Origin of the sequence: uncultured Lutibacter sp. (assembly GCF_947493565.1) — a bacterium.
In the GTDB taxonomy this organism is placed as follows: Bacteria; Bacteroidota; Bacteroidia; order Flavobacteriales; family Flavobacteriaceae; genus Lutibacter; species Lutibacter aestuarii.
This window is the reverse complement of sequence record NZ_CANLRG010000002.1, coordinates 120,070-133,063: the sequence shown is the minus strand read 5'-3', so window position 1 is coordinate 133,063 and position 12,994 is coordinate 120,070. Positions and strand designations below refer to the sequence as shown.

The 12,994-nt window shown below is 28.5% G+C and carries 9 protein-coding genes; 8 read left to right on the top strand and 1 reads right to left on the bottom strand.

Annotated features, from left to right (window positions below):
• Nucleotides 1-75 precede the first annotated feature (75 nt).
• From Q0714_RS02430 to Q0714_RS02395, 8 genes are all read left to right on the top strand, one after another.
• Nucleotides 76-516 carry a TerB family tellurite resistance protein gene (locus Q0714_RS02430; RefSeq protein ID WP_298262715.1) on the top strand — a complete coding sequence of 147 codons (441 nt, stop codon included), beginning with the start codon at nt 76-78 and terminating at the stop codon, nt 514-516.
• Between the two features lie 61 nt (nt 517-577).
• Entirely contained in the window at nt 578-1,012 is a 435-nt protein-coding gene (locus Q0714_RS02425; protein WP_298262714.1) for a TerB family tellurite resistance protein, read from the top strand.
• Nucleotides 1,013-1,094: 82 nt separating this feature from the next.
• On the top strand, nt 1,095-4,265 hold the full coding sequence (locus Q0714_RS02420; protein ID WP_298262713.1) for an exodeoxyribonuclease V subunit beta: 3,171 nt from the start codon (nt 1,095-1,097) through the stop codon (nt 4,263-4,265).
• 31 nt (nt 4,266-4,296) lie between these two features.
• Nucleotides 4,297-5,490 (top strand): glycine C-acetyltransferase, encoded by a 1,194-nt coding sequence (kbl, locus tag Q0714_RS02415; protein WP_298262712.1) that lies wholly within the window; start codon nt 4,297-4,299, stop codon nt 5,488-5,490.
• Nucleotides 5,491-5,609: 119 nt separating this feature from the next.
• Entirely contained in the window at nt 5,610-6,971 is a 1,362-nt protein-coding gene (locus tag Q0714_RS02410) for an OmpA family protein (protein WP_298262711.1), read from the top strand.
• 137 nt (nt 6,972-7,108) lie between these two features.
• A complete protein-coding gene (locus tag Q0714_RS02405) occupies nt 7,109-8,473 on the top strand; it encodes an OmpA family protein (RefSeq protein ID WP_298262710.1) in 1,365 nt (454 codons plus the stop codon).
• Between the two features lie 89 nt (nt 8,474-8,562).
• Nucleotides 8,563-11,301 (top strand): PD-(D/E)XK nuclease family protein, encoded by a 2,739-nt coding sequence (locus tag Q0714_RS02400; protein WP_298262709.1) that lies wholly within the window; start codon nt 8,563-8,565, stop codon nt 11,299-11,301.
• Nucleotides 11,302-11,313: 12 nt separating this feature from the next.
• Nucleotides 11,314-12,156, top strand: coding sequence for an alpha/beta hydrolase fold domain-containing protein (locus Q0714_RS02395; protein ID WP_298262708.1), 843 nt, complete (start codon nt 11,314-11,316; stop codon nt 12,154-12,156).
• Here Q0714_RS02395 and Q0714_RS02390 read toward each other — a convergent pair.
• On the bottom strand, nt 12,151-12,945 hold the full coding sequence (locus Q0714_RS02390; RefSeq protein ID WP_298262707.1) for a universal stress protein: 795 nt from the start codon (nt 12,943-12,945) through the stop codon (nt 12,151-12,153). The two genes, Q0714_RS02395 and Q0714_RS02390, sit on opposite strands and share 6 nt — an antisense overlap.
• Nucleotides 12,946-12,994: the final 49 nt, after the last annotated feature.

The window sequence follows — 12,994 nt, the reverse complement described above, 5'->3', positions numbered from 1 at the left end:
TTTATAAAAAAAATGAAAAAAATTAACAATTATTATGTAAATTTAGGTAAGTGAATTAAAAAAGTATCAGTTATTATGTCTATTTCAGATTTATACCCAACAGGGTTGCACGAACAAAATATTGGGCATTTTGCTTCGATAGTTAGATTAGCTTTGCTTGATAATGTGATTAACGCAGATGAACGCAGGCTACTTGAACGATTAGCGATAAGGTTAGATATAACTATAAATGAATTCGAAGCCATATTAAAAAACCCAAACAAGTACCCTATTAATCCGCCTGTAAGTTATGAGGAGCGATTAGAGCATTTATACGACTTAACCAAAATGCTATTCTTAGATAAAAATCCAACAATAGATAAAACCTCTATGATGGATAGAATTGCCGTAGGTTTAGGTTTTCCAGCAGAAAACGCAAGATTAATTGTTAAAGAAGCAATTAAGTTTTTTTTAAAAGAACCTGATATGGACGATTTTAAAAAAGTTATTAAACAAGCAAACCCCATGAAACATTAACTTGAAAAATTAAATTTAAATATTTAGATATTTATTTATATTTGCGGTTAAAATTTATTAAATGGGAATTTCAGATCATAATTTAAGTGGTAAACAAAAAAGAAATATTGCACATTTTGCTAGTGTAGTTAGATTGGCAAAGGCAGATGGTTTTTTGTCTGAAGGAGAAGAAGTATTATTAAAAAGATTGGCTAAAAGATTTCATATTTTAGAAGAAAAATACAAAGAAATTTTAAATAATCCAGAAGATTATCCAATATACACTCCTCATAGTTATGAAGAACGTATAGAACATTTATATGATTTAGCAAAAATGGTTTTTGCTGATAATGAAGCTACAGGAGATGAAGCTAAAGTGTTAAAAAAAATATGTGTTGGACTTGGATTTCCAATTGATAATGTTGAAAAAGTAGCTGATGAAGCCATTCATTTAGTGCTAAATGACAACGATTTAGATGAATTTACAAATGCTATTAAAAAGGTAAATAAAATTTAATAGGTTAAATAAATGTTGAAAAAGCCGAACTTAACGTTCGGCTTTTTGTGTTTAAAGTGGTATTTTGCATCAAAAATAGAACGTGCAAAACCAAACATCATTTCAAGTATATAATGCCTCGGCTGGAAGCGGTAAAACGTTTACTTTGGTAAAGGAGTATTTAAAAATTCTTTTAACCAGTGAGAATCCTTATAAATTTCAACAAATATTAGCAGTTACATTTACCAACAAAGCGGCTGGCGAAATGAAAGAGCGGGTGGTTGAAAATTTAAATGCATTTTCCAAAAAAACTACCAACCAAATGCTTAAGGTTATAGGCGTAGAAACAAACTTGTTAGATGATATAATTTTTAAAAGATCGAAGATAATTTTAAACGCAATACTTCAAAATTATTCAGCTTTTAATATTACAACTATTGATAGTTTTACCCATAAATTAATTAGAACTTTTGCTTTTGATTTGGGAATTCCATTAAATTTTGAGGTAGAAATGGATGCTGAAAGTTTGTTAAATGAAGCGGTAGATTTAGTAATTTCAAAAATAGGAGAAGATCAAGAGCTAACAAACTTATTGGTTAATTATTCACTTCAAAAAGTAGATGAAGATAAAGCTTGGGATGTTTCAAGAGAATTAAAAGAGTTTGCAAAAATTATTTTAAATGAAAATCATGCTTCTCATTTAAAATTATTAACAAATGTTTCTGTTCAAGATTTTAAATTGCTGAAAAATAAACTTCAAAAAGAAAATCAAAAAATTGAACATAATTTTAAGGAAGTTGCCCAAAAAGCAATAACACTTATTAAAAATAATGGCTTAGAGTTTAATGAGTTTAGCTATGCTGGTGAACTTCCTAAACATTTTTTAAAGCTCCAAAACTTAAAGCAACAAAAGCCAGAGGCTGTAAAATTTGATGGAAGGTTAAATAAAACAATCGAAGAAAATAAAAACCTCTATGCAGCCAAATGTAATGCCGTTTCCAAGTCATCTATTGAAGCAATTTCAGATCAATTAAAAGACTACTACTTTATTTCAAAACAAATATTCGAAACTTTTTACAATAGCTATGTTTTAAACAGTTTAATTATTGAAAGTTTAATTCCTTTAGCTGTTTTAAATTATATCAATAATGCGTTACAAGAATTAAAAAGTGAAAATAATATAATGCTTAATGCGGAGTTTAATCAGTTAATTAGCAATACCATTAAAAATGAACCTGCACCATTTATTTACGAACGTATTGGTGAAAAATTTCGATATTATTTTATTGATGAAATGCAGGACACTTCTGAACTACAATGGCAAAATATAATACCATTAATAGATAATGCCCTTTCATCTGAAAATGAATTGGGTGAAAAAGGTAAATTACTACTTGTTGGAGATGCAAAACAGTCTATTTATCGTTGGAGAGGAGGTAAAGCAGAACAGTTTATAAACCTTTCTTCAAAAGAAATAGCTCCAACTAATAATCCTTTTTATGTGCCTAAAAAGCTACAAAATTTAGAAACCAACTACCGAAGCTTTAGCGAAATAATAAATTTTAACAATAAGTTTTTTCAACATATTTCACAATTTTTAAGTAACGCAAATTATAGTAATTTGTATTTTAATGGAAATAATCAAAATACAACTACTAATATAGGAGGTTTTGTACAGTTGTCATTTGTAGAAAAAAGTAATGAGGATGAAGATAAAGAATTAGTGTATCCTAAAAAGGTTTTAAATATTATTCAAAATTTAGATGCTTCATTTCAAAAAAATGAAGTGTGTGTATTGGTTAGAAAAAAAGATCAAGGCATTGCAGTTGCTAATTATTTATCAGAAAACGGAATTGAGATAATTTCATCAGAAACCTTGTTGTTAAAAAACAGTAAAAAAATAAACTTTCTTATTAATTTATTATACGCGTTAGAAAACCCACTAGCTAAAGAATATAAGATTAAGCTGCTTTATTTTTTATATGATTTTTTAAAAATTAAAGAGTCAAAACATAAATTTTTCAGTCATTTTATTGAACTTCCTTTTACTCAGTTTTTTGAAGAACTTGAACAGTATCAGCTTTATTTTAATTATAATGAGTTTGTTCAAAGTCCATTTTATGAAAGTATAGAGTATTGTATTAGAAGTTTTAAATTAGCTATAGAATCCGATTCAAATATTCAATTTTTTTTAGATGTAGTTTTTGAGTTCCAACAAAAAAAGGAAACTTCAATAAATGCTTTTTTAGATTATTGGGAATTAAAAAAAGAGAAGCTTAGCATTGTAGCTCCTGAAGCTAAAAATGCGGTTAGAATTATGACCATTCATAAAGCTAAAGGATTAGAATTTCCAGTAGTTATTTTTCCGTATGATATTGAAATTTATCGACAAATTAACCCAAAAGTTTGGTATAATTTTAATAGCGAAAGTACTATAAACTCGGTATTGGTTAACTATAGTAATAAGTTAAATTATGTTGGAGAGCAAGGAGTACAGTTGTTTGAAAAACAAAGAGAAGAATTAGAATTAGATAATTTTAATTTATTATACGTTGCATTAACTCGTCCTATAGAACAATTATATATTATTTCAGAAAAACAAAATTTAACAAAAGGAGAGGAAAAATTATCAGTAACCTCGGGGTTTTTCATTAATTATTTAAAAAAAATAAATGCCTGGGATGCAGCTATAAATGACTATACTTTTGGAAACCCAAAACGAGTAACTATTGAAGTACAGGAAGAAAATAAATCGAGTTTTCAACAAAGTTTTATTTCAAATTCTTGGAAAAACCATAACATTTCTATTGTAGCTAACTCTTCTTTACTTTGGGATACCGAACAAGGAAAAGCAATTGGTTATGGAAATTTAATTCATGAAATTTTATCAAAAATTAATACCAAAAACGACATTGAAGAGGTTGTAAATACATATATTTTTAATGGTACTATTTCAAAAAATGAAAAAGTAGCCATAAGTTTAATACTCAACAATATTGTAAATCACCCAAAACTTCAAATGTATTTTGAGCAAAATAATGAAGTTTATACCGAACAAGAAATTCTTTCTAAAGATCAACAAATTATCATCCCCGACAGATTAGTAGTCAATAATAATGAAGTAGTAATTATAGATTATAAAACAGGAAATCCTCATAAAAAATATCATCAACAACTAATAAATTATAAAAATATTCTTGAAGATTTAAATTATTCAATTATTAAAAAAATATTGGTATATATTAATGAAGAAATTATTGTTGAAGAAGTTTAAAAACTTATAAATTTGTAAAAAAATAAACAACATGTACGGTAAAATACAACAACATTTACAAAACGAACTGCAAGAGATTAAAGAAGCAGGTTTATACAAATCTGAACGAATTATTACAACTTCTCAAGATGCGGTAATTAAAATTAATACTGGAGAAGAGGTAATTAATTTTTGTGCAAATAACTATTTAGGTTTATCTAATAATAAAGAAATAATTCAAGCAGCAAAAGAAACTCTTGACACGCATGGGTTTGGAATGTCTTCGGTTCGTTTTATATGTGGAACACAAGACATTCATAAACAATTAGAACAAACAATAGCCGATTTTTATCAAACAGAAGATACTATTTTATATGCTGCAGCTTTTGATGCTAATGGTGGTGTTTTTGAGCCATTATTATCACAAGAGGATGCTATAATTTCAGATTCTTTAAATCACGCCTCAATTATTGATGGAGTTCGTTTATGCAAGGCTGCTCGTTATAGATATGAAAATAACGATATGCAAGCTTTAGAAGAACAACTAATTGAAGCAAATAAAAATAACCACCGCTTCAAAATTATTGTAACGGACGGAGTTTTTTCAATGGATGGTGTAGTTGCAAGTTTAGACAAAATTTGTGATTTAGCGGATAAATATGATGCTTTAGTAATGGTAGATGAATGTCATGCAGCAGGTTTTATTGGAAAAACAGGTAGAGGAACTTTGGAGTTAAAAAATGTGATGGGTAGAGTTGATATTGTAACTGGTACCTTAGGAAAAGCTCTTGGAGGAGCTATGGGAGGTTACACAACAGGGAAAAAAGAAATTATAGAGCTACTTCGTCAACGATCACGTCCTTACTTATTTTCAAATTCATTAGCTCCAGCAATTGTAGGGTCTTCACTAAAAGTATTTGAAATGATCTCTAAAGATACTTCTTTAAGGGATAAATTGGAATGGAATACTAATTATTTCAAAGAAGGAATGACCAAAGCTGGTTTTGATATTGTAAAAGGAGATTCTGCCATTGTTCCAGTGATGCTATACGATGCCAAATTATCTCAAGATATGGCTAATATGTTGCTAGAAGAAGGAATTTATGTGATAGGATTCTTTTTCCCAGTTGTGCCAAAAGGAAAAGCTAGAATTAGAGTTCAATTATCAGCAGCTCATAGCCAAAATCATTTAGATAAAGCCATAAAAGCCTTTATAAAAGTGGGTAAAAAGTTGAATATTGTCTAGAATTATCATAATATTGTACTCTATTTAAGAATAATTTGTAAATTTGTTAATTAAGTTATACAGCATAAGGGTTGTTGCTTAAAACATAAAAAAAGAACATTTAATTTAATTTATTGAAAATGAAACATTTAAAAATTGCCGTATTGGCTTTGTTATTAATTGCATCCTATAGCACTGCTAATGCTCAGGACAAAGAAAATCCTTGGATGTTAAACTTTGGAACTAATGCTATTGACGTTAGTACAGCATCAGATGCAAAATCTGGTTATTTTGGGTCTTATGACTTTAATGGAAACGACGTAAATGTTGTGCCTTGGTTGAGCAGAATTTCTGTGAACAGATTTTTAGGAAAAGGATTTAGCCTTGAAGTAGCTGGAGCAGTTAATAAAATTGACAGACCTTGGGGTGCTGGTTCTGATGTTACTTTCGTAGGATTAGATTTGAATGTAAAATATGATTTAAACAATGCATTTGGACAAACAGGATGGTTTGATCCTTTCTTATATGCTGGTATTGGTGAAAACTGGGTAGGTTCAAAAGACGGATTAGGTTTCAATGCTGGTGCAGGTTTTAATGCTTGGATATCAGATAAAGTTGGTATCAACTTTACTACAGGATACAAAAAAGTAAATACACCTATTGATTTTGAAATGTACCAACATTCAGTTGGATTAACTTGGAGATTTGGAAAATCTGATTCTGATGGAGACGGTGTAAGAGATAAAGATGATAAATGTCCAGATGTAGCTGGTTTAGCAGAATTTGATGGTTGCCCTGATACAGATTCTGATAATGATGGTGTTAGTGACTGTTGTGATAAATGTCCAGAAGTTGCTGGTTTAGCAAAATTTGATGGATGTCCTGATACAGATGGTGATGGTGTTATCGATATGAAAGATAAATGTCCTACTGTTCCTGGAGAAATGAAATTACACGGTTGTCCAGATAAAGATAAAGACGGTGTTGCAGATAAAGATGATGCATGTCCTGAAGTACCTGGCCCAAAAACAAATGCGGGTTGTCCATTCAAAGATACTGATGAAGACGGTGTAATTGATTTAATTGACAGATGTGTTGAGGTTCCTGGTCCTGCATCAAATGAAGGATGTCCAGAAATTTTTGTTGATCAAGAAACAGTAAATGAAGCTGCTAAAGGGATTAACTTTGATACAGGAAAATCAACAATTAGACCTGAAGTTGCAACCATTTTAGACCATGTTGCTACTATTTTAAATCAAAACCAAAACTTACAATTTAGATTCTCAATTGATGGTCATACAGATAATACAGGTTCTGATGCTAGAAATTTAGAATTATCTAAAGCTAGAGCTAACTCAGTAAAAACTTACCTTGTAAATAAAGGAGTTGATGCAAATAGATTGGTAACTAAAGGATTTGGTGAAGCATCTCCAATTGATACTAATGCTACTAAAGAAGGAAGATTCAACAATAGAAGAGTTGAAATCAACGAGATAAAATAAATTATAAAAAATTATCAGTAAAAAAGGGGTGATTCATATGAATCACCCCTTTTTTTTGTTAAAATTATTTGGATATTTTATAATGAATAAGTTAAATTTGTTAGTAAACAGATTATTCACAAATTAAATTCTCACCGATGAAATATTTTAAAACTACGTTATTAGTTATACTTCTAATTATGGGAACTGCCAGTTTAGTGGCACAAGACAAAAACAATACTTGGCTTATTGGAATTGGTACAAATGCAATTGATTTTTACCCAACCAATGCAAATTTGAATGGACATGGTAGATGGTTCGATGAATTTGTTAATACAAAAGATCATTATAACATACTGGCTTCAGTTTCTAAATTAACTATTGGAAAGTACTTAACTGATGGATTTAGCATTGAGGGAGCTGCTTCATTAAATAGAATTTCAAAAGTTGGAGATAATTCAGAGAGCAATATGTCATATGTTAGTTTAGATGGTGCTGTTAAATATGACTTAAATGAAGCTTTTGGTGAAACTTCTTGGTTTGATCCATATGCTACCATTGGAGGTGGATATACTTGGATGGATGATTTTGGAATAGGAACCTTTAATGGAGGAGTAGGATTTAACGTGTGGTTTAATGAAAAATTTGGATTAAATATAGAGTCTAAATATAAACACACTTTTGAAAGTAACATTGTACAACATTTTCAACACTCGTTAGGTTTTGTACTTAAGTTTGGAGGAAATGATAGGGATGGAGACACTATTTATGATAAATATGATGCCTGTCCTGATGTATTTGGATTGGTTGAGTATAATGGTTGTCCAGATGCAGATGGAGATGGAGTTATTGATTCAAAAGACGACTGTCCTTCTGTGGCTGGTTTAGAAGAATTAAATGGCTGCCCAGATACAGACGGAGATGGTATAACTGATAAAGATGATGCGTGTCCTAATAACAAAGGAACTAAAGCTAATAATGGTTGTCCAGATACCGATGGAGATGGTGTATTAGATAAAGATGATGCCTGCCCTAATGTATCAGGCCCTTCTTTAAACAAAGGATGTCCTTGGCCAGATACCGATGGAGATGGTGTATTAGATAAAGATGATAAATGTATTAATGAAGTTGGTCCAGCTTCAAATAATGGATGCCCAAAAATTACTGAAACTGAAGTGGCAAAACTTGAAGAATTGTTTAAAACAGTTTATTTTGATACGGGAAAAACAACCTTTAAATCTGAAACTATTTCAAAATTAGATGAAGCAGCTCGTATTATGGTTAAATATTCAACTGAAAAATTTGCCATTTCTGGTCATACAGATAGTGTTGGAAGTAAGTCTCGTAACCAAGAATTATCTGATAGTAGAGCACAAGCTGTTAAAAATTACTTAATTACTAAAGGAGTTTCTTCAGGTAATTTAACTGCTAAAGGCTATGGAGAAGAAATGCCAATAGCTTCTAACAACACCGTTAAAGGAAGAGCACAAAACAGAAGAGTTGATGTGAAGTTAATAGATTAATAATGATCTAACTAAATAACTAAAAATAGTTTTAGAAAAGTCAAAACATTTGTTTTGACTTTTCTATTTTTATGGTGTATATAAATGATATGAATACTTTTATTTCAAATGTTGTAAATGAAGTTATAAAAAATCATGAAAACTATGCTAATTTAGTTTTTGTGCTTCCTAGTCAACGCGCCTGTATTTTTTTAAAAGAAGAACTTATAGCGAAGCTACCAAAATCTTCATTTTTACCAAAAATTATAAGTATAGAAAATTATATTCAGGAACTTGCAGACCTTAACTTAATTGATAATACACAATTACTTTTTGAGTTTTACGATGTATATAAAGAGTTTTTTCCTAAGGAAAATAGAGAGTCTTTTGAAGCTTTTTCTCAATGGGCAACCATAGCACTCCACGATTTTAATGAGATAGATAGCTATTTGGTAAACTCAAATGCTATTTTTTCTAGTTTAAAAGATATTAAACAATTAGATAAATGGTTCCAAAATCAAAAACCTAGTCAATTAGCCATTAACTATCTTAATTTTTTTGGAAGTTTAGATGTATTATACAATGCTCTTTCCGAAAAGTTGAAGAGCAATAAGTATGGATATCAAGGGTTAATCTATAAAGAAGCTACCAATAATTTAGAGTTTTATATTCAAACAAATTTAAACAAACATATTTTTTATGTAGGTTTTAATGCCTTAAATAAAGCGGAAGAGTATATTTTTCAAGAAATGCTTAATAATAATATAGCCACTGTTTATTGGGATGCTAATGAAACTTTTTTCCATAAATCAAATGAAGCGGGTGTGTTTTTAAGAAAATATAAAAATGAATGGAATTATTATAAAAGCAATCCTTTTTTATGGACTCAAACTATTGAAAAAAACAATCAAAAAACGCACATAATTGGCGCTCCAAAAAATATAACACAAATTAAATATGTAGGAGAATTACTTTCTAAATTTGATAATTTTAATAAAACAGCCTTAGTTTTAGCTGATGAAAATTTACTAACTCTAACCCTAAATTCTTTACCAAATAAAGTAAAAAATATTAATATTACTATGGGATATCCTTTAAACGATATTCCTTTAGCTAATTTGTTTGAAAAACTATTTAAATTATATCTTAATCAACAAAAATTTAATAAAGAAAGTGAAGAACAGTTTTATTATAAAGATGTTTTAAACCTTTTAAATGATCCTTTTTTAAATAAATTTGAAGATGAGCTGCTCCAAGTATTAATAGAAAAAATTAAAAATGAAAATTCTATATTTTTAAGTGCTAATGCTTTGAAGAAGTATATTTCAACTGAAGAACAGGACAAACTTCAATTATTGTTTTCATTATTTATAATACCTACAAACGTTAATTTAATAATTGAACAATGCATTTACTTAATAAATAAATTAAAAACTTTTGTTGAAGGTGTAGAAAAAGAGTATTTATATCGTTTTTATGCAGTTTTTCAGCAATTAAAAACGTTAAATTTAAAGTATCAACATATTTCAGACCTAAAAACACTTATTCATTTTTTTAATCAATTGTTGAAAAATGAAAAATTATCATTTCAAGGAGAACCTTTGCAGGGTTTACAGTTAATGGGTATGTTAGAAACTCGGGTTTTAGATTTTGAAACAGTTATTATTACCTCTGTAAACGAAGGAATTTTACCGGCAGGAAAAAATGAATTTTCATTTATGCCTTTTGATGTTAAAAAACATTTTAAATTGCCAACCTATCAAGAAAAAGATGCTATTTTTTCATACCATTTTCAACGTTTATTACAACGCGCTAAAAATGTTTATTTAATTTACAATACAGAAACAGATGGATATGGAGCAGGAGAAAAAAGTCGTTTTTTAACTAAATTGGAGATTCAAAACCCTAATATTATTAAGTCTATTATAAGCCCCAAAATTCAATCTTCAAAAGAAGTGGTTTTTCAAGTTGAAAAAACACCAGAAGTTTTACAAAAGTTAAAAGAAGTTTTTTCAAAAGGAATTTCACCTTCAGCACTAGCAACTTACATTTATAATCCTATTAGTTTTTATGAACAAAAAATTTTAGGAATTAAAGAGCAAGATGAAGTTGAAGAAACAATAGCTATGAATACAATGGGCTCTGTTATACACGATGTGTTAGAAGCCCTGTACAAGCCATATATTAACGTGTTTTTAACTAAGGAGCATATTGTTAATATGGAAAAACAAACAAATGGTTTATTAAGTAAGTTTTTCCAAAAACATTATTTAAACGGAAATATACAAACAGGTAAAAACAAATTAATTTTTGAAGTATGTAAAAACCATATTCAACGCTTTTTAAAGCAAGAATTACAATTGTTAAAAAATCATCAATTAAAAATTAAAGCTTTAGAAGAGTCTTTAACAACAGAATTAATCGTAGAAGGAATTAATTTTCCAATAAAAATAAAAGGAATTGTAGATAGAATTGATGAGTTGGATGGTGTTATTAGAATTATTGATTATAAAACGGGAAAAGTAGAAGCTAAAAATTTAAAATTAACTAATTTTAGTGTCATTGCCGAAGATTATAAATACACTAAAGCGCTACAAGTAATGTTGTATAGTTATATGTATTCTAAAAATCTTACTAATAAAAATATAAATTTACAAAGCGGTATCATTTCTTTCAAAAATTTGAATTCAGGATTTTTAAAAATGAATTTTTCTGAAAATTCTAGAGGAAAAGATTATGAGGTAACTTTAGAGCGAATAAATGAGTTTATGGTTGAAGTGAATCAACTTTTTATTGAAATTTTAAACCCAGAAATTCCTTTTACAGAAAATAAAAATTTACCATTTTAAAAAATTTACTTAATGAAGTCAATAAAAAATACCATTGTAAAAAGTTCAAAGCATAAAAAACCAATAGTAACCGATGTTTTTTTTAATAAAACAAATGAGAAGAAACCAATTGTTATTTTTTGTCATGGGTATAAGGGGTATAAAGATTGGGGTGCATGGAATATAGCCACAAAAGAGTTTGTTAAAAAGAATCTATTTTTTGTAAAGTTCAATTTTTCTCATAATGGAGGAACATTAGAAAATCCAATTGACTTCCCAGATTTAGAAGCTTTTGGTGAAAATAACTTTTCGATAGAGCTTGATGATTTAGAAGATGTTATTAATTGGGTACTTGAAAATGATGACTTTAAAAATGAAATAGATTTTTCAAATATCACTTTAATAGGTCATTCAAGAGGAGGAGGAATAGTAACAATTAAGGCTTCAGAAAATAAAAAAATAACAAAGCTAATTACTTGGGCAGCTGTTTCCGATTTTGGAGCAAGATTCCCTACAGGAGATGCTTTAAAACAGTGGGAAGAAGCAGGGGTTTCATATATTCAAAACTCTAGAACTAAACAAAAGATGCCTCATTTATTTCAATTTTATGAAAATTTTAAAGAGAATGAAGAGCGGTTAACTATAAAAAAATCGGCGTCTAAGTTGAATATTCCTCATTTGATTATTCAAGGAGAAAAAGATGAAGTAGTTGTACCTAACGAAGCTAAAAATTTACATAAATGGAATTCAAATAGTAAACTTGCGATGATTGAAAAAATGGAACACACATTGGGATGTACGCAACCTTGGCTAAATAACGAAATGCCAAATCACTTAAAAAAAGTAGTTGAATTAAGTATTGATTTTATTTTATAAAGCTCCTTTTAAAATTAATAAAGGAACTTTGCTTTCAAAATCCGTTTTTTTAACTGTATTTTGTTCCCAAAGTTTAGAAAAGAACCCTCTTTTTCTTCTAATCACACAAATTAAATCAGGTTTAACATCATGTAAATATTCTAAAACTCCATGATAAATTGTTTCGTTTTCTGTATAAACTAGAGACGATTTTAATTGTAACAATTCTTCATTAATAATTAAATCACTTTCTTTTAGTTTGGGAGTTTTTACCTGTAGTAAATTTAATTGAGCATTAAATGTTGTAATAATATCTTTTAAAGAAGTAAATACATTTTCTTTTTTAATTATTCCCGATTTTATGGCCATTAAAATTTTTTGGTAGGGTTGAAATTTAAAGGATTTAGGGATTAATAATAAAGGACAATCTATGGTTTTAATCATTTTCCCCGTAGTATTTCCTATAAATAAATGAGGACTTTTTTCCGATCTTTTTGGTCTTGAAATAATTAAATCAACATCATTTTCTTGTAAATATTCCGCACAATTTTCCACCAAATTTCCTTTGACTAAACGTATTTCAAAAGAATTATTTTTAGAGGTTATTTCACTTAAAACTTCTTTTAATTCTTTTAAGCAATTTTCTTTTAGAGCTTTATCTATTGCTGGTGTAGGACCTGTAACGGTTGAGATCTCAAATGTTTTTAAAATCACTATTTTTGCTGAAAAGTATGTAGCAAAATCAAAAGCATATTGTAAAATAGTATATCCTTTTTCTAAAGGATTAAGAGGTACTAAAATTGTTTTCAATTTAAAATAGTTTTGTTACACAAATATAAGTATTTAACCCTTAATTTTA

Excerpts from the sequence above, each read along its gene's own strand:
- Q0714_RS02410 (WP_298262711.1), top strand. The coding sequence starts at position 5,610 with ATGAAACATTTAAAAATTGCCGTATTGGCTTTGTTATTAATTGCATCC.
- Q0714_RS02425 (WP_298262714.1), top strand. The coding sequence starts at position 578 with ATGGGAATTTCAGATCATAATTTAAGTGGTAAACAAAAAAGAAATATT.
- Q0714_RS02400 (WP_298262709.1), top strand. The coding sequence starts at position 8,563 with ATGAATACTTTTATTTCAAATGTTGTAAATGAAGTTATAAAAAATCAT.
- Q0714_RS02405 (WP_298262710.1), top strand. The coding sequence starts at position 7,109 with ATGAAATATTTTAAAACTACGTTATTAGTTATACTTCTAATTATGGGA.
- Q0714_RS02430 (WP_298262715.1), top strand. The coding sequence starts at position 76 with ATGTCTATTTCAGATTTATACCCAACAGGGTTGCACGAACAAAATATT.
- kbl (WP_298262712.1), top strand. The coding sequence starts at position 4,297 with ATGTACGGTAAAATACAACAACATTTACAAAACGAACTGCAAGAGATT.
- Q0714_RS02395 (WP_298262708.1), top strand. The coding sequence starts at position 11,314 with ATGAAGTCAATAAAAAATACCATTGTAAAAAGTTCAAAGCATAAAAAA.